The sequence below is a fragment of the Treponema pectinovorum genome, from assembly GCF_900497595.1.
GTDB lineage: Bacteria > Spirochaetota > Spirochaetia > Treponematales > Treponemataceae > Treponema_D > Treponema_D pectinovorum.
This window is the reverse complement of sequence record NZ_UFQO01000002.1, coordinates 348,817-368,473: the sequence shown is the minus strand read 5'-3', so window position 1 is coordinate 368,473 and position 19,657 is coordinate 348,817. Positions and strand designations below refer to the sequence as shown.

General features: G+C 35.7%; 20 protein-coding genes. 6 read left to right on the top strand and 14 right to left on the bottom strand.

Translation table 11 applies throughout. The annotated features are described in order from the left end of the window. Positions 1 to 33 precede the first annotated feature (33 nt). On the top strand, positions 34 to 1,635 hold the full coding sequence (locus tag FXX65_RS04030; RefSeq protein WP_147615202.1) for an ATP-binding cassette domain-containing protein: 1,602 nt from the start codon (positions 34 to 36) through the stop codon (positions 1,633 to 1,635). Between the two features lie 74 nt (positions 1,636 to 1,709). On the opposite strand, the gene FXX65_RS04025 is transcribed toward FXX65_RS04030, so the two are convergent. Beyond that, entirely contained in the window at positions 1,710 to 2,114 is a 405-nt protein-coding gene (locus FXX65_RS04025; protein ID WP_187116213.1) for a hemerythrin domain-containing protein, read from the bottom strand. 116 nt (positions 2,115 to 2,230) lie between these two features. Then, a complete protein-coding gene (locus FXX65_RS09635; RefSeq protein WP_187116212.1) occupies positions 2,231 to 2,407 on the bottom strand; it encodes a hypothetical protein in 177 nt (58 codons plus the stop codon). Positions 2,408 to 2,716: 309 nt separating this feature from the next. Here FXX65_RS09635 and FXX65_RS04020 point away from each other — a divergent pair, with 309 nt between their 5' ends. The 3 genes from FXX65_RS04020 to FXX65_RS04010 all read left to right on the top strand — a co-directional run bounded on the left by FXX65_RS04020 (position 2,717) and on the right by FXX65_RS04010 (position 6,165). Further along, positions 2,717 to 4,078: a PFL family protein gene (locus FXX65_RS04020; protein WP_147615200.1), complete on the top strand. Its 1,362-nt coding sequence runs from the start codon at positions 2,717 to 2,719 to the stop codon at positions 4,076 to 4,078. 257 nt (positions 4,079 to 4,335) lie between these two features. Continuing rightward, positions 4,336 to 4,905 (top strand): YdcF family protein, encoded by a 570-nt coding sequence (locus FXX65_RS09630; RefSeq protein ID WP_187116211.1) that lies wholly within the window; start codon positions 4,336 to 4,338, stop codon positions 4,903 to 4,905. 105 nt (positions 4,906 to 5,010) lie between these two features. Then, the gene (locus FXX65_RS04010; protein WP_147615198.1) at positions 5,011 to 6,165 is read left to right on the top strand and encodes an MraY family glycosyltransferase; all 1,155 of its coding nucleotides are present in this window, start codon (positions 5,011 to 5,013) and stop codon (positions 6,163 to 6,165) included. 152 nt (positions 6,166 to 6,317) lie between these two features. Here FXX65_RS04010 and putP read toward each other — a convergent pair whose 3' ends face one another. Next, positions 6,318 to 7,868 carry a sodium/proline symporter PutP gene (gene putP, locus FXX65_RS04005; RefSeq protein WP_147615197.1) on the bottom strand — a complete coding sequence of 517 codons (1,551 nt, stop codon included), beginning with the start codon at positions 7,866 to 7,868 and terminating at the stop codon, positions 6,318 to 6,320. 341 nt (positions 7,869 to 8,209) lie between these two features. Here putP and FXX65_RS04000 point away from each other — a divergent pair, with 341 nt between their 5' ends. Further along, a complete protein-coding gene (locus FXX65_RS04000) occupies positions 8,210 to 9,052 on the top strand; it encodes an ATP-binding cassette domain-containing protein (protein ID WP_147615196.1) in 843 nt (280 codons plus the stop codon). A 7-nt stretch (positions 9,053 to 9,059) separates the two neighbouring features. Here the strand turns inward: FXX65_RS04000 and FXX65_RS03995 are convergent, their stop codons facing one another. The 9 genes from FXX65_RS03995 to FXX65_RS03955 all read right to left on the bottom strand — a co-directional run bounded on the left by FXX65_RS03995 (position 9,060) and on the right by FXX65_RS03955 (position 18,167). After that, positions 9,060 to 11,192 (bottom strand): methyl-accepting chemotaxis protein, encoded by a 2,133-nt coding sequence (locus FXX65_RS03995; protein ID WP_187116210.1) that lies wholly within the window; start codon positions 11,190 to 11,192, stop codon positions 9,060 to 9,062. A gap of 12 nt (positions 11,193 to 11,204) precedes the next feature. Then, positions 11,205 to 12,491, bottom strand: coding sequence for an ABC transporter substrate-binding protein (locus FXX65_RS03990; RefSeq protein ID WP_342781521.1), 1,287 nt, complete (start codon positions 12,489 to 12,491; stop codon positions 11,205 to 11,207). Between the two features lie 214 nt (positions 12,492 to 12,705). Continuing rightward, positions 12,706 to 13,578, bottom strand: coding sequence for an aldo/keto reductase (locus FXX65_RS03985; RefSeq protein ID WP_147615194.1), 873 nt, complete (start codon positions 13,576 to 13,578; stop codon positions 12,706 to 12,708). A gap of 119 nt (positions 13,579 to 13,697) precedes the next feature. Then, complete coding sequence (locus tag FXX65_RS03980) at positions 13,698 to 14,579, bottom strand: DNA-methyltransferase (RefSeq protein WP_147615193.1); 882 nt, start codon at positions 14,577 to 14,579, stop codon at positions 13,698 to 13,700. Between the two features lie 76 nt (positions 14,580 to 14,655). Continuing rightward, positions 14,656 to 15,303 (bottom strand): Vat family streptogramin A O-acetyltransferase, encoded by a 648-nt coding sequence (locus FXX65_RS03975; RefSeq protein ID WP_147615192.1) that lies wholly within the window; start codon positions 15,301 to 15,303, stop codon positions 14,656 to 14,658. A 444-nt stretch (positions 15,304 to 15,747) separates the two neighbouring features. After that, a complete protein-coding gene (locus FXX65_RS03970; protein WP_187116209.1) occupies positions 15,748 to 15,885 on the bottom strand; it encodes a hypothetical protein in 138 nt (45 codons plus the stop codon). A gap of 12 nt (positions 15,886 to 15,897) precedes the next feature. Further along, positions 15,898 to 16,725, bottom strand: coding sequence for a type II restriction endonuclease (locus FXX65_RS03965; RefSeq protein WP_147615191.1), 828 nt, complete (start codon positions 16,723 to 16,725; stop codon positions 15,898 to 15,900). 4 nt (positions 16,726 to 16,729) lie between these two features. Beyond that, the gene (locus FXX65_RS03960; protein WP_147615190.1) at positions 16,730 to 17,263 is read right to left on the bottom strand and encodes a DNA adenine methylase; all 534 of its coding nucleotides are present in this window, start codon (positions 17,261 to 17,263) and stop codon (positions 16,730 to 16,732) included. A 10-nt stretch (positions 17,264 to 17,273) separates the two neighbouring features. Then, positions 17,274 to 18,167 carry a DNA adenine methylase gene (locus FXX65_RS03955; protein WP_147615189.1) on the bottom strand — a complete coding sequence of 298 codons (894 nt, stop codon included), beginning with the start codon at positions 18,165 to 18,167 and terminating at the stop codon, positions 17,274 to 17,276. A gap of 268 nt (positions 18,168 to 18,435) precedes the next feature. On the opposite strand from FXX65_RS03955, the gene FXX65_RS03950 reads away from it, so the two are divergent. Beyond that, entirely contained in the window at positions 18,436 to 19,176 is a 741-nt protein-coding gene (locus tag FXX65_RS03950) for a 16S rRNA (uracil(1498)-N(3))-methyltransferase (RefSeq protein WP_147615188.1), read from the top strand. Positions 19,177 to 19,228: 52 nt separating this feature from the next. Here FXX65_RS03950 and FXX65_RS09830 read toward each other — a convergent pair whose 3' ends face one another. Together FXX65_RS09830 and FXX65_RS09625 are read right to left on the bottom strand one after the other, a co-directional pair. Next, the gene (locus FXX65_RS09830) at positions 19,229 to 19,360 is read right to left on the bottom strand and encodes a transcriptional repressor (RefSeq protein WP_147615187.1); all 132 of its coding nucleotides are present in this window, start codon (positions 19,358 to 19,360) and stop codon (positions 19,229 to 19,231) included. Then, positions 19,348 to 19,506, bottom strand: a complete 159-nt coding sequence (locus FXX65_RS09625; protein WP_187116208.1) for a hypothetical protein — start codon at positions 19,504 to 19,506, stop codon at positions 19,348 to 19,350. The genes FXX65_RS09830 and FXX65_RS09625 overlap by 13 nt, the downstream gene beginning before the upstream one ends. Positions 19,507 to 19,657 lie beyond the last annotated feature (151 nt).

Below are 19,657 nucleotides of genomic sequence, written 5' to 3'. Positions count from 1 at the left end.
GCAACAATTTTGCGATTGACTATAATTTTTTACATGAACAATTCGCTTATCTTTTTAAATGATGTTCGCATCCAAGACCTTTCAAAAATAAAAATCGCTTCGCTAAGTTGGCAAATGAAAAAACAACAAGCATGGCTTATTATAGGAGCAAACGGAAGCGGAAAATCTGATTTTTTCGACGCACTTTCTGGAGCAAAAAATTTTGTGCAGAATGCAGATGGAAAAATTATTCATTCCCCATTTGAAACTTCCACAGAAGTTGTCTCTTTAGAAAGGGCGGCAAATTTAATAGAAGAAGAGCGAAAATTAGACGAAAGTGAATACTTGGACGGAATCGACATAGGAAGAACTGGGCGACGTTTTATTGCAGAAATTTTAGGTGGACCTGATGCAAAACACCGCAACCTTCCATTGCCACCGATTGCACAACGCCTGGAAACTTTGCCAGAAGTTAAACTCTGCGGAATCGAAAAAATACTGGACCGCGGACTTAAATTTATGTCGACAGGCGAAATAAGGCGCACTTTGCTATGCAGAGCGTTGCTTTCGCAAAAAAAACTCTTAATATTAAGCGACCCATTCGCAGGACTAGACGCACAAAGCCGAACAATCCTAATGGAATTTTTTGAAACAATGGTTTTGCGACAAAAAAAATCAAAATCCGCATTTGCCCAAACATCAATAATAATCGCAATGGACAGATATACGGAAATTCCAAGCGCAATCACAAATGTTTTAGAATTTACAGATAAAGCGGTAAGTTTTTGTGGCACAAAGGAAGAATACGAAAAATTGATTTTGCAAAGAGCGCGAAAAAATTCATTCGAAAAAGAAGAACAAAAAAAAGCTTTTGCAAAAGAATTTACATCGATTCAAAACGAAACTCAAAAAATCGCGGAAGAAAAATATGGCGAAGAAAATTCATCAGAAAAAATTCCTCTAGTCCAAATGCAAAATGTAAACGTTGGCTGGGATGGAAGACTTGTTCTAAAAGATTTTAACTGGAACGTCTATAAAGGCGAACATTGGCTTGTGCGCGGTCCAAACGGTTCTGGAAAAACAACGCTTTTAGAGCTCATAACAGGCGACAACAAACAAGTTTACAGCAACGACATTCACCTTTTTGGCAAAAAACGCGGCACGGGCGAAAGCATTTGGGATATAAAAGCAAAACTCGGTATCGTAAGTTACAGAATGCATGTTGAATACAGAATGATAGGCAGCACAGATTTAGAAAGCGTAATAATTTCTGGATTTCACGATTCCATAGGTCTTTACACAAAAAAAACAGATTTAGAAATTCAAGCGGCAAGAAAATGGCTAAAACTTGCAGGTTTTGAAAGCAGAGAATCAGAAAATTTTAGCGATTTAAGTTACGGCGAGCAAAGGGCAATCCTCATAATAAGAGCAACCGTAAAAAATCCAGAAATTTTGATTTTGGACGAACCCTGCCACGCCCTAGACGAAAACTACAGGCAAAAAATATTACACCTTTTACAGATGATTGCACAAACAGGAAGTACGACACTCCTGCATGTAACCCACGACCCAACAGAAGTTCTAAAAGCAGAAAAACATATTCTCGAACTCCTGCCAGATAAAACGCCTATGTACAAAATCCACACACAAGATTAGGCAAATGCAAAATCTCGTGTGCAAAAATCAAACACTCGCGTGCAAAAAAACGGAAAGCAAATTCTTTTAAAGCCTTATTCTGCAAGCGGATACAATTCCTTTTCTTCGCGTGCAATTCGAGTATTTAAAGCGGCTTCCACAGCCTTAAACGATTCAACAAATTTTTGCGAATTTTCTTCAATTTTAGACGGAGTTCTGAATTCTTCTGCAAAATTTCCGTACGCTTTATAAAGGTCGCCCATCTCGTCCATATATTGCTTGGTAATTTTCTTTACATTTTCACTTTTACTTGCAAGCAGTTCTGGATACAAAAGCTTATCTTCAGAAGCAAGATGCATTTTTATTATTCCAGTCATCTTATTTATATTAAGAGCAATCTCTGTGGCATTTTCCTTAACGCCTTGTTTTGCAAGTTTATCTATGGTCTGCAAATATTCTTGCACAATTCTATGTTTAGAAATATATAAATCGGTATTCATAAAAACCTCCAATATCGCACGAATTATACCACAACAAAACAAAAAAAATGACATCCAAAAAGGATGCCACTTCCATCAAAATTATTTAATTTTATAAGCCAACGCTCTAATTAAAACTAGAAAATTGCCTCAAAAAGAGTTCCAATCGGGTCAAAATCCAAAAGGAGAATATCAAAAGCAAAAAATACTAAAAAACCAACAGCCGTTATTGCAACAAACGAAGCAAGCCCTATAAGAGCCTGAATTGGTGCGGGAAGTTTATCAAATTTTGAATTGTTTTCAACTGTAGACATATTTTCTCCTGTCAACTAAAAAGTTTTGCAAAGCAAAGCGGTAATCAATTTTCATAATAATAAACTTTGCACAACCTATAAGTCAATAGAACAAGACGTTTAAATTCAATAAAAGAATAATTTAGGAGCATATTGCTCGCTCGCGACCCGCTTTTGCTCGAACTCCTCGCTGCGCTGTGGTGTACTCGCGGCAATCGGGGCTAAGAGTCTTGTATACAACTAGTTTTATCGTTCGCGTCCCTAATCAAATTGAACGAACTTTTCAAAATCAGTAAAATAAAAAAAAATATAAGTCGCTTTGGAGGAAATATGCTCTACACGCCAAAAGAAATAGAAGAAACAGTAAATATGTTTATGCGACAAAAACTGGATGTTCGCTGCATAACAATGGGCATAAGCCTCTTAGACTGCGCAGATTCCGACGCAAAAAAAGCAAATTCAAAAATCTACGACAAAATAATGAACAAAGCAGGCAACCTCGTAAAAGTTGGTCAGGAAATAGAAAAAGAATTAGGTGTTCCAATAATAAACAAAAGGGTTTCTGTAACGCCAATATCGCTTGTTGCTGCAGCAAGCAAAGCAGACTCTTATGTAGAATATTGCAAAACTTTAGACAGGTGTGCAAAAGAATTAGGAATAAACTTTATCGGTGGATTTTCGGCCTTGGTTCAAAAAGGAATAACGCCAAGCGATTTAATTCTCATAAAATCGATTCCAGAAGCGCTTGCTTGCACGGACTTTGTCTGCTCGTCTGTAAATGTGGGTTCAACAAAATCCGGAATCAACATGGATGCTGTAAAACTGATGGGTGAAACTATAAAAGAAACTGCAATAAAGAGCAAAGACTGTGCAGTAAACGGATGTTCAAAGTTGGTAGTTTTTTGCAACGCTCCAGAAGATAATCCTTTCATGGCAGGAGCATTCCACGGGCCTGGCGAAGCAGATGCAGTTATAAATGTTGGAGTTTCAGGCCCTGGAGTAATTTTGGCGGCTGCAAAGGAATACAAGGGGCAACCTATAAACGTCCTTGCAGAAGGCATAAAAAAGATGGCCTTCAAAATCACTAGACTTGGGCAACTCGTTGGAACAGAAGCAGCGTCGCGGCTCGGCGTAAATTTTGGTATCTTAGACCTTTCGCTTGCACCAACGCCAGAAGTTGGAGATTCTGTTGCAAGAATTTTAGAAGAAATTGGGCTTGAAGGAGCCGGCGCACCAGGAACAACAGCAGCGCTCGCCATGCTAACAGACATGGTAAAAAAAGGCGGTGTAATGGCAAGCACAAATGTCGGCGGTTTAAGCGGTGCCTTTATTCCAGTTTCAGAAGACGAAGGAATGATAAACGCCGTAAAACAAGGCTCAATCAATTTGGAAAAACTAGAAGCCATGACAACCGTTTGCTCTGTCGGGCTCGATATGATTGCAATTCCAGGCGATACAAGCGCAACAACGATAAGCGGAATAATGGCAGATGAATTTGCGATTGGAATGGTAAACAATAAAACCACGGCAGTTCGTTTGATTCCTGCCCCAGACAAAAAAGCTGGCGACTGGGTTGAATTTGGCGGACTTTTGGGTGGCTGCCCAGTTATGAACGTAAGCAAATTTGGCTGTGCAGATTTTATAAATCGTGGCGGGAGAATTCCAGCTCCTATTCACTCATTCAGAAATTAGCAGATAAAACCGTGTATCCTTTTTTAGCCATAGCAATATTTTTCAATGTTTACTACATAGTTTTGCAGATTTTTTATTACAATTCATTTTTGGATTTTTTAATAGGATTAAAATCTTTTTCAAGCATCTGGATTCTGCTGGCGATTCTTTTTTATTTTCTATTTTTTTTATGCAAACGAGGAAAATTAAAACGGTTCGGCAAAAAAACTAAAATTGTACTTTTTTCCCTTTTATCTTCCTTCTCAATTCTGTTTTTTGTGTTATTCATAAAAATCGCAATCCCCAATACGACAAATCAAATTCCTACTGTAAAATATGTAATCCTTTTTGGAGGCGGCGTAAACAGAGATGGGAGTCTTAATCCTTCCGTAAAAAAACGTGTAGAAAAGTGCGCATTCGTCATGCAAGAAAACAAAGATTTATTGTGCATAACGAGCGGTGGCAAATCATTATGGAATGTTTATCCAGAAGGATATGCACTAAAAAAAGAACTCTGTAAGCTTGGAATAAAAGAAAGCAGAATAATAGAAGAAAATTATGCAAAAGACACGATACAAAATTTAAAATTGAGTGCAAATATCATAGCAAAAAAAGAAGGAAAAACTTTAACACAGGTTTTAGACTATCCTATTGTTCTCGTTTCTAGCGGTTACCATCTTGCGCGCATTGAGCGAATTGCAAAAAAGCTCGGCTTTACAAAAATTTATTGTATAAGTGCAAAAACTCCCAAGATCTGCATTTTAGATTCTTATCTTAGAGAAGCCTTTGCTCATATAAAATTGCAGCTCAGAATAATCCTTACAAGGCAACCTTCAAAACTAACCTAATCTTATCTGGTTTATGCGAATTATCCAAAGATATTGGATATTTTGTTGAATAAGCTTTTTTCCATAGTTATAATCAAGACGATTTTAATTTTACGGAGCGTGTTTATGTGGCTCGTTGCGTTGTTTGCAGTTGGAATATTTCTTACTTCAGTTTTTCTGGTAAAACAAATAATAAAATTCTGTAACAGATTTGCACTTTATGATTCTGTTAATGCCAGAAAAATTCACTCTGGAAACATTCCGCGCTTAGGCGGAATTGCAATTTTTCTCGCTTTTATACTCGGATGCATCGCTTTTTTTGGAATAACCGAACCACATAAGATTATTCAAAAACTTCCATTTTTCATAAGCTGTTTAATTATTTTTGCAGTCGGAATTTTAGATGATTTAGTCGAATTGAGAGCGCGCACAAAACTTCTTGCGCAACTTGTAGCAACAGGAATTGCTGTATTTTTTGGTTACAGATTCCAATCAATCTTAGGAATACCTTTAAACACAACTGTGTTTGGAAGAATTTTTTCCTGCATTTTTACATACTGCTGGGTTATTGGCATAATAAACTCATACAATTTAATAGATGGATTAGATGCTTTATGTGGCTCTTTAGCACTTTTTGTTTTAGTATCCGTTGCAGTTATATATGCCGAAATAAATGCGGAAAAAGCGATTACCTGCATTTTTCTTGCCAGTGCAATTTTGGGTTTTCTTGTTTTTAATCGTCCTCCAGCAAAAATTTTTATGGGAGACAACGGAAGCCAATTTCTTGGATTTATGGTTGCAATTCTTCCGCTTTATGTAAGCCAAAATGCAAATTCAACTTTTGAATTTAACAAAATCCTCTTCGTTATAGTTTTTGCCGCAATTCCAATGACAGATACGATTGCTGCAATATGGCGAAGGCTTAGAGAAAGACGGCCTATTATGAGTCCAGATAAAAGACATCTTCACCATAAGCTTTTAAATTTGGGTTTTTCAAAAACACAGGTTTTGATTTTGTTAGATTTAATTCAAGTTTCTATATGCGCAATCGCCATTTTAAATGCAAAGCTAGACAAATCCATTGCAACAATCGTTTTAAGTTTTACATACGCATTAGTTCTCGTGTTTTTCTCTGTTATTCACTTTAAAAATTTAAAAATCGACTTTATAGACAAGACAAGACAAGACAAGACAAGACAAGACAAGACAAGACAAGACAAGACAAGACAAGGATTTTTCAAAAATTTCCTTGTATTGCAACAACTCCATTGCAAACAATAACCCATTAACGAATAAAAACTCGCTATAAAAAAAACGGATGCCCTCTTTAAAAAGGCATCCAGTTTATCGCATTGTTTTAATATTTATTCAATGCAAATCAACTATAAATCTGCATATGATCCAAAATCACAATTTATAGCTCAAAACAAAAGTTACGATTTCTTAAAAGCATCAAATTCAGCAAGCATCTGTTCATCTTTATTTTTATCCAAAAGAGAAACAACAATGGAACACAAAAGACAGGTCAAAAATCCAGGAACAATCTCGTAAATGTCAAATATTCCGCCAGAAAGCTGATGCCAACCTACAACAACAACTCCGCCACCAATTATACCTGCAATCGCACCTTTTGCCGTCATTCCTCGCCAATAAAGCGCAAGCAAAACCAAAGGACCAAAAGTCGCGCCAAAACCTGCCCAAGCATAAGAAACCAAACTAAAGATTGAAGAATTTGGATTTAACGAAATGAACAGAGCAATCAAAGCGATTAAAAACACTGTAAAGCGTCCAACATTCAAAACCGTTTTTTCATCCGCATTTTTATTTATTATGCCCTTATACAAATCCTGTCCCACCGCAGAAGAAGCTGCCAAAAGTTGAGAGTCCGCAGTAGACATAGAAGCCGCCAAAATTGCACATAAAAAAATACCAGCAATAAACGATGGATACATATTTTGCATCGTCACAGAAAAAACCGTTTCCGCATCGCCAAATTTTGAAATTCCTTCGATAACCGCGCCCGGCTCCGCACCTAAAATTGTGCCATTGTTAAAAAGATATGCAGTTCCAAGTGTTCCAATCAAAAAAGTACCAACATAAGAAATGACCATCCAAACAGTTCCAATTCGGCGAGCCTTAGTAACAGATTCCGCAGAATCAATTCCCATAAAGCGCACGATTATATGCGGCATTCCAAAATATCCAAGTCCCCACGCCAACGCAGAAATTATTCTCATTCCTGTAAAGCTGGAATTGTTTGCAAATGCATTTTTTATCGTTTCGCCAAATTTCCCAGCAACAGCAGCTGCATCAAAATTTTGAACAGCATTAAATGCTTGCGCAGGTCCGCCCAAAGAGAAAACAAGAATTAAACTAGAAACAACAAAGGCAACAAAAATCAAAGCCCCTTGGACAAAATCCGTAGTACAAACAGCGGTATATCCACCAATTATCGTATAACACAAAATAACAACAAGACCAATCGCAAGACCAGCATGATACGGAAGTCCAAATACAGAATTAAAAAGTTTTGCACAAGCGACAAAACCAGACGCCGTGTAAATGGTAAAAAAGAATACAATAAAAATTACAGATAAAACAGAAATCAAGTGGCTCTTATCTTTAAACCTATTAGTAAAAAATTCAGGAATCGTAATTGCATCACCAAAAGCAACAGAGCACTTTCTAAGCGGTTTAGCAACAAAAAACCAATTAAGATACGTCCCCAAAATAAGCCCAAGTGCAGTCCAAAAAGTTTCCTTCACGCCACCCAAATAGCAAAGACCAGGAAGCCCCATCAAAAGCCACGCAGAAGAGTCCGAAGCCTCTGCCGAAAGCGCTGTAACCCAAGGCCCCACTTTTCTTCCACCCAAAAAAAAGTCAGAAGAACTGTTGTTTTTGTTCGCAGTTAAAAGACCAATATAAATCATCAATCCAAGATAAATAACGAACGCCACAATTTTTGCAATCATCGAAATGTCCATAATCCCTCTATAAAATTAAAAAATGCAAAAGTAAAATATAATATCAGTAATTTATAGGATATAAGATGAATTTTCAATCTTTAGCCTAATCCAAAAAAAAACTGAATAAAAATAAGGAGCATATCGATTTACCGCGACCCGCTTTTACTGCAAGTCCTCGCGGGCATTGCTCGCTGCGGTCTTTCCGTGGCAATCGGGGCTAAGAATATACAAAAATAAAATGAGACTGTGGCCGCGCTATAAAATTTTAGAAGCCTTGTTAAAATCAATATTCTCATTCATCAACTAAACACAAGATTCGCACTATATAAAAAAAATATTTTTTTTTGTAAAATCGCCTCATGGATTTTTTAGAATTTAACGATGTTACATTTACATATCCAATAATCGAAGGCGATTTAGACTCTCAAGAAAATCAAATAATTCCAAAACCTGTGTTTGAACATTTTTCTGGAAAATTACCAGGTGGCAGTTTTGTAAGTTTAGTCGGGCAAAATGGTTGCGGCAAAACAACTTTTTTAATGCTTGCTTCTGGGCGATTGATTCCAAACAGTGGCGAAGTAAAACTCTTGGGGCAGACCCCTGCAAAACTAGACCAAGAAAGTAAAAACCTTTTGGCAAGTGTCATATATCAAAATATGGAATTCGAAAGCGAACAAAAAGTAGGAGAACTTCTGGCAACTGTTTATTCAAGGGGCTCATTAAAAGGCAATGCAAAAGCGTTGCAATCCAACACAGATTTTCTTTCGGAACTCATAGATGTTTTTGAACTTTCTAAACTTTTAGAACGTCCTCTAACGCATTTGAGCAAAGGAGAAATTCAGCGCCTAATACTTTCGTTCAGTTTATTATATGGCAGCGCAAGTATTTTTATGGACGAACCAATGTTTGCAATGGAAGAGCGTCAAAAAGAAAAATCGCTTTCTTATTTAAAAGAATTTACAAAAAAAACAGGCACAACAATCTATTGTTCAATGCACGAGTTGGAACTTTCAAAAAAATATGCCGACAACGTACTTCTGTTTTATCCAAACAGAGATATGTCGTTCGGCACACCAAAAGAAATTCTCACTCCCACAGAACTAGAAAAAGCTTACCAAATTCCTGCTCAGATGCTCAAAAATAAAGAATCATTAACGCGTGAACAATTAAGAGCAATATCTGAGCAGTATAAAAGGCAATAACTTTCTACTAAAGTTCTTCTGGTTCTTCGGTTTCAGATTTTTCTGTTTTAAATTTGCTAACTTCAATTACAAGGCCTTCGATGCTCTCGTGATTTTTGGTTGCAATTTCCAGAGATTTTCTTGTTGCAGAATTGATTCCTTCAACCTGTATTTCTATATCGTCCATCGCTTTGCGCAAAGTTTTAGTAATTCCATCGAGATGCGAAGCAGAACTAGAAATTTGGTCTCCACTAGAAAGCATTTCTCCAGAATTCAACCTTACTTCTTCTGTCATTCGGTTTACGTTCTTAATCGTATCCCAAATTTTTCCGCTTGTAGCTTCTTGCTCTGCAGTCGCTCGAACAACAGTTTGAACAGAGTTACCAACTTCTTCTGAATAATTTTCTATATGGTTAAACTTTTCTACAGCACTAGCAGCAGATTGAGCAAGCACGCTAATTTCAGAAGAAATTTTCTTTAAAGCTGCTGTAATTTTTTTGTTTTGAATGCTAGAACCTTCAGCAAGTTTTCTAATTTCTGTTGCAACAACTGCAAATCCTTCGCCTGCTTCACCAGCATGAGCGGCTTCAATAGCAGCGTTCATTGCTAGCAAATTTGTCTGTTGAGCAATGTTTTGAATAACAGCACTCGCCTCGAGCAAACTTCCAGAAGCATCTGCAATGCTTTGAGAAATGTCATTTGCAGTTACAAGCGACTGTCTTCCTGCAATAGTTGCAGAAGAAAGTTTGACTATAGATTCTTGTGTTTCCTTTACAAAAACAGAAACGCTCGAAATATTCTTACTCATATTGTCAAATGAAGAATAAGACTCTTGCACGGCAGAAACCTGTTGCATGATATTTTCGTTTAAATCTCGAATTGTATTTCTTATCTGTTCTGCAGCTACCGCAGTAGAAGAAACACTTTGCTCCTGCTCGTTAAATTTGGCCCTAAGTTCATTTATTTTTTCGGTTATGCTGACAACATCATCTGTTACAGAAGTCATATTGGTTTCAAGTTGAGAGCCAATGCTTTGCATGCTAGAAGAGTCGGTAGCTATTTTCTTTATCGAATTGCGAATTTTAAAAATTGTCTTATTAAAGAATGATGAAAGTTGTCCAATTTCATCTTCGCTTCTTATAGGCAATTCAATAGTAAGATCGCCTTCACCTTGGGAAATATCTTCCAATACATTTATCATTAGATTCATAGGTTTAACAATTCTCTTTGTTACAAAGAATCCAATCATAATTGCTATTAAAAGTTGAATAAATCCTAATGCAGCAAAGGTACTTACAAAAGAATTCATATTGTCCGAAACAAATTCTCTCGCAGGTGCGGTAATTAAAAGATTCCAATTTGTATATCGCATAGGAGCCATCGCATAAATAAGAGATTCACCTTTTACCTTTGAATAATTAACTTTTAATTTGCGAGATTTTGAAGCGCTGTATATATAATTTTCAAAATCTTTATCACAATCTTTAAAAACTGTAGAAAAAATATTTTGATATAAGAGTTCAGGTTGACGATTTCCCAAAACAATGCCATCTGGACTCAATATATATGCGGTTCCAGTTTCACCGACAAGACAGTCGCTTATAAGGTTAGAAAGAGAATCTCCTAAAAGAGAGGCCGCAAAAACACCTGTGATTTTACCTTGCAGATTATGAATTGGAATTGCTGCAATAAACACATAGGTTCTTTCGGTATTGCTCATAGCAGGATCGGTAAGGGTTGACTTGCCAGAAAGCGTTCTTTTAAACCAGTCTTTAGAAGAAACATTTTCTACAGTTCCGTCTGTTTTATAAATTAGCCCATCTGCTCCAGAAATTCCAAAATTTATCCAACCACGCTGTTTTTGCATTTGAATTTCATTTGAAAATATATTTATTTTTTCTCTATAGCTTACAGTTTCATCCTGAACTTTAGGGATATTGGCAAACGCTTCCAGTTTTTCAAAAATTGAACGCGAACGTTCATCTAAAATTTTAGAAGTATTAGTCGCCATTTCTCCTATAAAGTACCTTGTATTCGCTAACAACGCTTTAAATGCAAGATACATTGAAAAAACACCCAAGATGCAGAGAAAAGAAAGAGAAAAAACAGCAAATATCGCTGCCATCTTATTTTTTATCGAAAAAAGTTTACCGTTCATCATAAGATGCTCCTTTTACTTTTTCAAAGAATTGTTGGAATCACGAACAAAAACATCCAGCACACTCTGAATATCTTTTCCACTGGCAGCATTTTTTAAAGCAGTATTCCAATATCCTCGCATATCGCCAAAACCATTTATGTTATTATAATACTGACCGTAAAATCTCTGCAAAACTGAATTATATAAAATCTCCGGGTCCTTAGTTTCAACAGAAACTTTAGAACTTGCAGGAAAGCCTCCAGTTGCATTTATAACTTTTTGAGCCCAAACTTCATCTGTTGCCATAAAATGAAGGAATTTTTTAGCGGCTTTTGTGCGATTCTTGTTAGATGTTTTAAAAATACACGCTCCTCCAGCAAGAAATTCGAGGACAGGTGCCGAAGAACTGTTAGGGAAAGGCATATAAATAGGTGTAAAATCCTTTCCTTTGTAGTTGCGTTTTCCATCGTACATTTTATTTAACTGAGGTGAATACAAAATTGTATGTGCCGCATTCGATTCAACAAACATCTGAATGGCATCGTTAGAAGTCATATCCTTTCCATCAAACAAAAGACCAGTTTTCATAGCCTTTACAGTCCAGTCAAGATTTTTTACAGCGTTGGGAGTGTTAAATACATACTGCGAGTAATCTCCATTTAAAAGCCTTGCGTTTCCATAGAGATTCACCAAAAAAGCACGCGTTCCCTGATCTCCACCTTGAGTTTTATAAAAGAAAACACCAGGAGTTTTTTCGCTTGGAAGTTTTGACCGCAAAGCAGAAAGAAGCTTTTCGTATTCGCCAAGCGTCCATTGTCTATCCCTCCTAGTATATGGAAGAAGATCTATAAGCCCTAAATCTTCAAGCATTTCTTTGTTAAATGCCATAGAGAATGGACCACAGTGAATTGGATACATATAAGAGCGTCTGTCTTTGCCCGCAGAAACCGCTAAAAGTCCTACTGTTATATAAGGTTTTTCTGTTGCAAGAACGTCGTCCAAAGGTTCAAGCAAACCGCTATTTGCCCACAACAAAATTCGCCCAGGAGCATCATAAATTATATCAGGTGGATTTCCCTTATCGATTGCATCTTGAATTTCTTTACCACCATCAGCAAAAGATAAGAGTTTAAAATTGATTTTAATAGATGGATTTTCTTTTCTAAACGCGTCAATAAGGCTTTGTTCAAAATCGCCAGCTTTTCCAGACTCTGAAGTAAAATTAGGAAAAGTCCAAAAATCGATTGTAGCAGAAACAGACTTTTCATCTTTTGTCATACAACTGGTAATAAAAAAAACACTAAATATGATTAGTATCATATAACGAAGATTATTTTTCATTATCCCTCCAAATTAAAAATAAAAATCACCTCAATAAATTTGGTGATTTAAATTTTCCAAAACTTAGCAATGTTCTTTGATGTGTTATAAACTCTCTACAATTATATTATATCTTAAAAAATAAACTTATAAAAAACAATAAATTTAAAGAGAGTTTTTAGTTCAAGTATGAGTCAAAAATGTATTAAAAAAATTAAAACGGCGCTTCATCAGGATTTCGCGCTAATTGGGTTTCCAATCCTGAAAGATTTGCGATTTTTTGTATATCTTCTTGTTCAAGTTCAAAATCAAAAATCTGCGAATTTTCAATTAGTCTTTCTTCTTTTGTGCTTTTTGGAATAGGAAGATTGCCACACTGCAAATTCCACCTCAGGCAAACCTGAGCAACAGTGCGCGAATATTTTTTTGCAAGCAGAGCCATCTCGTCGTTTTTAAAAATTTCGCCTCTACCAAGCGGACTGTAACTTTCAATCAACATACCAAGATTCCTGCTGTAATTAGAAAGCTCTTGTTGAATTTGACCTGGACAAACCTTTATCTGATTCACCATCGGTTTTATGGAAGCCATTTTTAGAAGCGGTTTGATATGGCGTTCGCAGAAATTGCTAAGCCCAATCGCACGGATTTTTCCTTCTTTGTAAAGTTCTTCCATAGCCTGCCAACTTTCAGCATTTTTTTCTGCCCAGCAGTCGCGAAATTTTAAAGGATTAGGCCAGTGGATAAGATATAAATCGATGTAATCCGTTTTTAGTTTTTTTAGAGAAAGTTCCAATGCGGATTTTGTAGTTTGATAGCCGTGGTCATCGTTCCAAAGTTTTGTAGTTATAAAGATATCCTGACGAGGAGTGCCTGTATTTTTTATAAAATCGCAAACTGCATTACCAATGCTTTCTTCATTTCCATAGGCAGTGGCAGTATCTATATGACGATACCCGTTTTTTAAAGCAGCATAAACAGAATCGTAAGATTCTTTACCGTTTGCACTTTGCCAAGTTCCAAGCCCTAAACACGGAATTTTTACGCCATTAGAAAGTTCGTAGCAATCCGTAAGTTTTTTAAAATTCATCAAATACCTCTATACCGATTGATAAAAATCATCCAACGATAATTTTCTTTAGAATAGCATTGTTTTTAAAGCCGAGATAGTTTGACTCTTATTATCTGCATTAAAAGTTTTGTTAGAAATCAATCTATTGGTAAGTCGATTCCGAAATATGAGGGATTTTCGTGGAGAACTGGGATTTTTTCGAACGGATTGTTTGGGAAAGTAAAAAGTTTACTGTAATATTGCGCGTGTATTTTTATATCGTCAATTTCTTCTCTGCGTTTTTTCGAGATTTCTAGGAAGTTTTCTTTTCTATCCAATCCTAAAAATCTACGATTCAAAAGGTTTGCGGCAATTCCTGTCGTGCTTGAACCTGTAAACGGATCTAAAATCCAGTCATTTTCTTTAGTTGATGCAAGAATTATTCGGGCGAGCAACGGCAGTGGTTTTTGAGTCGGATGCTTGCCGCAGGATTTTTCCCATTTTGCGATTGCAGGTAAACTCCATAAATCTCGCATCTGAGTTCCGCCGTTTATTTTTTTCATCAATTCATAGTTGTAATAATGAGTTATATCTTTATTTTTTCTTGCCCATAAAATAAACTCCGTTGAATGCGTAAAAAATTTGCAGGAAAGATTTGGCGGCGGATTTGTCTTTGCCCATGTTATGCAATTTAGAATACGAAAATCAAGTTCATTGAGCATTTGTGCAACCGAAAATATATTGTGATAAGTTCCGCTAATCCAAATTGTCCCATTGTCTTTTAATTTTTCTCGACATAAACTGAGCCACTGGCGGTTAAACTCATTGTCTTTTTCAAAACCGTTTGACTTATCCCATTCTCCTTTATTGACGCTGACTTGTTTTCCCGACTGGACGGAAATACCGCCGTTAGAAAGAAAATAAGGTGGGTCGGCAAAAATCATATCGAATTGAAAATCAAATTGCGGCAAGATTTTTGTGCAGTCGCCTTGGACAAGAGTAAAGTCGTGATTGTGAGATTTGTAATAAGAATGGAGCATTGTTTATTATTGTGTGACATTTGAACATATGCTTACCCTGCATTGCCGTAAAGGCAATGTCAGGTTGAAGCGGGTGTTAGGTGATTTTCATATCACTAATTTCTCGTAATTTACTTACATCATTTGAGGTAAGTATCTCGAGATTTGTCGTTATTTTTTCTATTGGCCAATCCCACCATTTTATACTTTCTAAAAGATCAATAATTTCATTATCAAATCTTTTTCGTATTAATTTTGCAGGATTTCCTCCAACGATTGAATATGGTTCTACATCTTTTATTACAACAGAATTTGATGCAATTATTGAACCATTACCTATCTTTATTCCGGGCATTATTAAAGAATTATAACCAATCCACACATCATTCTGAATTACCGTATCACCTTTAATTGGTAACTCTTCCATTTCCGGTGTTACTTTTTCCCATCCATTTCTAAATATTGAAAATGGATATGTTGTGAAACAATTCATTTTATGATTTGCACCATTCATTATAAACTTAACATCTCGGGCAATGGCACAAAACTTTCCAATAATTAATTTATCTCCAATGAATGGATAATGATACAGAACATTATTTTCAAAGTTTTCTGAATTTACCGGATCATCGTAATACGAATAATCACCAGCGATTATATTTGGATTAGTAATTATATTCTTAATAAAACATACTTGATCAAACCCCTTCATGGGGTGTATTTCATTGGGTTGAGGACCGTACATATAAAACTCCTATAATTATTATGGTGAAGATAATTTATATAAATCTTATATGTTCATTTCCGGCCTTTTCTCCTCTCGATTATTACAGATATATATTTACCACATTTATCTTTAATGTGTAAATAATCTTCTTTCTTGTCCGCCGAGAGCGTGCTCCTAACATGTTTTATTATACAATAATTCTGAAAGATATTTAGTACGCGTATTTACGTCTTCTTCAGTCCAATCCTTTTTATCACTATATTGCATATAATCAGTACAAAATTTTTTTACAGTATTTAAGTTTGAGTCTTTATTTTATTTTTTCTTTTAGGGGTTTACTTCCTATACCTGAATTCCAGGTTGCATCTAAGGGTAACAGATTCCCTATTTTCCCAGAAAATTTCTTATTATTCCACCTGAGGATTAATATGTTCAATAGAAACAATACGAATATCCAATTCATTATTCTTCAATAAAAATCTTTCTATTTTTTAAATATATGGAATATCCATTAAGTTCCATTCGGAATGAGTTTTGTTCTTGATTTTTTATGCTCAGCGGAACCAGTTTTACATTATAATTGAATAGATTCTTTGCCATATTTATGCCTTTTTATATTTCCGATTTTACTTTCAAAATAAACTCATCAATATCTGCAAGATTGTAAATGCTTGGAATCAAAGAATACGCTTCGCCCAATTTATTTTTTGCAGAAAGCCAGCCTTGACCGTCTGTAATCCAGACAAATTCAAACTTTTCATAGCGGTTGATTTTTGGAGCAATGTCGGTATAAGCACGCGCAACTTCGTTTAACTTTGAGCCGCCGCCGTTATAAAAATTAGTTTCAATAAGATAAGTTTTCTTTTTTGTTTGAACCACAAAATCAAAGCGTTTCAAATCTTGACCGAGCGATTTTATTTCTTCAAATTCCGTACTGTTCACTTCCTTTCTGAATGGAATATTTGCCCTTTTGAATTTCAATGCGACCGCCTTTGCCATATTATCACCGCCCCGATTTTTACGTGCATTCGTATCAAGTCCGACTTCCACTCCAAACACATAATCTACAAGATTTGTGATATTTTTATTTTTAAAAACTTCTGCAAGTCCTGTCTGCTCAACATAATCGATTACGCCTTGCAACGATGAAAAATAAGTCTCAAGCGGAACAAATTCTCCGTTTGCATTGAGAGTTTTTTTCTTATCCTTTGTTCTTACGGCAATCAGAATATCAAGTACTTCAAAAACTTTCGGATTTTCATCATAGAGTTCTTTGATTGCTTTTCGTAAATCATTTTTTCCAATCAAATAATTCAACTGATTGAGTTTTATCGCAATCTTGTTTGTATTGAGGATTACTTTTTCAAAATCCGTAAAATAATCTAAAGTCGCATTTGTTTCGCTAAGTTGAGATATAAATAAATCAAAGTCTTTTTTCATTGTTTTAGTCTTCGTTCGGAATAACATTCCAAGTCATATTTCTGCCAGAATAATTCCAGTATCTAATATCTTGCTCAATAAACAGCCATTTTATAACTTTTACAATATGATCAACAGGAAAACCTCTAGAGAAGGAAATATTTTTTATCTCTTCATCTGAAACATCGTGACACTCAAAAACTTTCTTCAACAGAGAATATAATTTAGAATATTCTTCTTTATTTTCTTTTTTCTTACACTGCAAGTCTTCGCCTATGTCTTCATGCTTTGGGTAGTTCCGTCGGCGTTCTCCTTTTTTAGCATAATTAATATTCTCAACACATACTAAAAAATCAAATCCATTATGAAGATTCGCTGGACGTTGAAGATAAACTCTATTGCCGTCTTTTAAGTTTTCCACATAATAAATATATCTTGCAGCCTCCTCTCCAGTTCCTTTACCAGCATCTTCCTTCGAAAAAAAATTCACAACACGCATTCTAACATCATTCCGAGAACCTTCATTCGAGAAAAAATTAGTTATTTCTTTTTTTGACATAATACCTCCACTAAAATACGTTCGCAGCATTGCTAATCAAAATCTCGTTTATTTCTCCGCGTTTTTTTGCGTTTGAATTTATCATTCGCGAAGCAGAGACCCGCTCTATTTCAAAATGTGAATATAAATTGTCGAAGAAATTGTCATTTTTATCTGTATTTTTAGGATCAGAATTGCTCGCCAAAACTTCTGCACCTTTATTTGAGATTTCAGTTAAAAAATTTCCTAACTCAACCTGATCTTTATCCGAAAATCCGTTTTCTGAATATGATGTAAATGCCGATGTTTTTGTAATTGGACGATACGGCGGGTCGATATAGACAAAAGTTTTATCGTCGATAAAGTTTTTACATTCCTTATAATCGCCGGCTGTCATTTCTACATTTTGCAAAAGTTTTGAACAGGCAAACAAATTTTCTTCATCACATAAAAGCGGATTTTTTGCATTATTGAAAGGGACATTAAAAGCACCTTTTGAGTTCACGCGGTAAAGTCCGTTAAAGCAAGTTTTATTCAAAAATATAAACAAAACCGCTTTTTCAAGATTCTCGGCTTTGTTTCCGTTTATTTTTATTTCGTTATATCGACTGCGCTTTTCATAAAAAAAATCTTTATTTTCTTCTAAACTCTGATTTTTATAACGATTTTGTATTTCAAAAAGTTGCGATATTAAACACTCACAATTATTCTTGATTTGAAAATAAGTGTTTATGAGTTCTTTATTTATATCGTTGATCAATACGTCTTGCGGCTGAAATTTATTTAAAATGTCAAAAAGTACCGCTCCGCCGCCGACAAAAGGTTCGCAATACTTTTCGATTTTTGAAGGATATTTTTCGCTGATTTTATCGAGTAATTGGCTTTTCCCACCAACCCATTTTATAAACGGCTTTGCAGAAGTCATTTTATGAATATATCTTATTTCCTTTAAAAAATCTAATTTCAGTTTCAACAATGCTTTTTCTCTACGCGTTAGGCTATGGAGCACCTGCGTAGCAGTCCACCGCAGGCGGCACTTTTGTGACGCCGAGGAGGATGAGCGGAAGCGAAGTGCGTAACAGCCGACGGCGCGAGCGAAAGCGAGCGACGGAACGCCCTGCTTCGTTGTAAAATTCACAAAAAAAAAATAGAATTAGGCGATTTACTTCCTTAAAATAAAAATCGAGTGAAGAATGAATATCTGCCTTTTTACTAAAGAAGAAATTTTAAAGCCTCTGTGCAAAAACGATGAACGCGCTTTGCATATTATAAAAGTTTTGCACAAAAAAACTGGCGACTCTTTTGAAGCTGGCCTTATTGGCAGCTCAGCTGGAACTGCAACAATAACAAATATTTCTGATAAAGGCGAAATTTATTTTTCGTTTGCGCCAAAATCCGCAGGAAAACCACTCTATCCTTTAACGCTCATAATTGGATTTCCGCGCCCGATTCAGCTTAGAAGGCTTTTGCGGGATGTTGCAGGTCTTGGCTGCAAAAAAATCATCTTAACTGGCACTGAACTTACCGAAAAATCCTATCTGTCTTCTTCCGTAGTGAGCGACGGCTCTGCTTATAAAATGCTTTTGGAAGGAACTGCACAAGCGGCAAGCACTCATATTCCTGAACTTTTGTTTGTAGATTCACTTTCAAAAGCGGTAGCAAAGATAAACGAAAATCAAAATACTCTGTCTTCGCTGATTGCGTTGGACAACAGAAGAGCAAAAACAAGTCTGCACGATTTTTTGCAATCTGAAAAATCTTTTGAAGTCGTTGCTGCCATTGGCAGCGAACGCGGCTGGACGGAAGACGAGAGAAATTTTCTTGAACAATCTGGTTTTTGTCTTTGCTCAATGGGAAACCGGGTTCTACGAACGGAAACTGCGGCAACGGTTGCGGCAAGTATAATTTTGGATTCGATGGGATTTTTAAACTAAATTCAAAATACGCAGAAACTTGCCTTTATCAATATTATTTCTTTTACCTTTTCTAATTAAAACTGATTGTGTGCCTTGAAATAAATCCCATTTCTTCTAAAGATTTTACTGTGCGGTAAATGGTTGCTCTTCCAATCCTTCTGTCAAAAATATTTGCAAGATAAAAATCTTTTAGCAGGTGCAATTTGGATTGTTGAGAATAAGCCTTATGATATTTTTTCTATGCTCAATAATTCTTTTTCCGCGGATTTTAAATGCGTGAATTATCGAATCAAATTTTTCTTCAAGACGGTCGCGGGTTTCTTCAATTTGATTTTCTTTTGTTATCATAGTCTAACAAAAATTCCTCACCACATTTTACAAAAAACTAAAATCTACAAAAAAATCCAAACCTTTTCAAAAGCTCTAAATAATTTTTCTAAAATGCCGTTGTAAATCCTAAATATTTTTAATTATAATTAACAAATGTTAATTAAGACTA

Excerpts from the sequence above, each read along its gene's own strand:
- FXX65_RS09635 (WP_187116212.1), bottom strand. The coding sequence starts at position 2,407 with ATGTCTACAGTTGAAAACAATTCAAAATTTGATAAACTTCCCGCACCA.
- FXX65_RS04020 (WP_147615200.1), top strand. The coding sequence starts at position 2,717 with ATGCTCTACACGCCAAAAGAAATAGAAGAAACAGTAAATATGTTTATG.
- putP (WP_147615197.1), bottom strand. The coding sequence starts at position 7,868 with ATGGACATTTCGATGATTGCAAAAATTGTGGCGTTCGTTATTTATCTT.
- FXX65_RS03955 (WP_147615189.1), bottom strand. The coding sequence starts at position 18,167 with ATGACTTCTGCAAAGCCGTTTATAAAATGGGTTGGTGGGAAAAGCCAA.
- FXX65_RS03960 (WP_147615190.1), bottom strand. The coding sequence starts at position 17,263 with ATGTCAAAAAAAGAAATAACTAATTTTTTCTCGAATGAAGGTTCTCGG.
- FXX65_RS03965 (WP_147615191.1), bottom strand. The coding sequence starts at position 16,725 with ATGAAAAAAGACTTTGATTTATTTATATCTCAACTTAGCGAAACAAAT.
- FXX65_RS03995 (WP_187116210.1), bottom strand. The coding sequence starts at position 11,192 with ATGATGAACGGTAAACTTTTTTCGATAAAAAATAAGATGGCAGCGATA.
- FXX65_RS04010 (WP_147615198.1), top strand. The coding sequence starts at position 5,011 with ATGTGGCTCGTTGCGTTGTTTGCAGTTGGAATATTTCTTACTTCAGTT.
- FXX65_RS03985 (WP_147615194.1), bottom strand. The coding sequence starts at position 13,578 with ATGAATTTTAAAAAACTTACGGATTGCTACGAACTTTCTAATGGCGTA.
- FXX65_RS03950 (WP_147615188.1), top strand. The coding sequence starts at position 18,436 with ATGAATATCTGCCTTTTTACTAAAGAAGAAATTTTAAAGCCTCTGTGC.
- FXX65_RS03980 (WP_147615193.1), bottom strand. The coding sequence starts at position 14,579 with ATGCTCCATTCTTATTACAAATCTCACAATCACGACTTTACTCTTGTC.
- FXX65_RS04000 (WP_147615196.1), top strand. The coding sequence starts at position 8,210 with ATGGATTTTTTAGAATTTAACGATGTTACATTTACATATCCAATAATC.
- FXX65_RS09625 (WP_187116208.1), bottom strand. The coding sequence starts at position 19,506 with ATGATAACAAAAGAAAATCAAATTGAAGAAACCCGCGACCGTCTTGAA.
- FXX65_RS04030 (WP_147615202.1), top strand. The coding sequence starts at position 34 with ATGAACAATTCGCTTATCTTTTTAAATGATGTTCGCATCCAAGACCTT.
- FXX65_RS03975 (WP_147615192.1), bottom strand. The coding sequence starts at position 15,303 with ATGTACGGTCCTCAACCCAATGAAATACACCCCATGAAGGGGTTTGAT.
- FXX65_RS04025 (WP_187116213.1), bottom strand. The coding sequence starts at position 2,114 with ATGAATACCGATTTATATATTTCTAAACATAGAATTGTGCAAGAATAT.
- FXX65_RS03970 (WP_187116209.1), bottom strand. The coding sequence starts at position 15,885 with ATGGCAAAGAATCTATTCAATTATAATGTAAAACTGGTTCCGCTGAGC.
- FXX65_RS03990 (WP_342781521.1), bottom strand. The coding sequence starts at position 12,491 with ATGATACTAATCATATTTAGTGTTTTTTTTATTACCAGTTGTATGACA.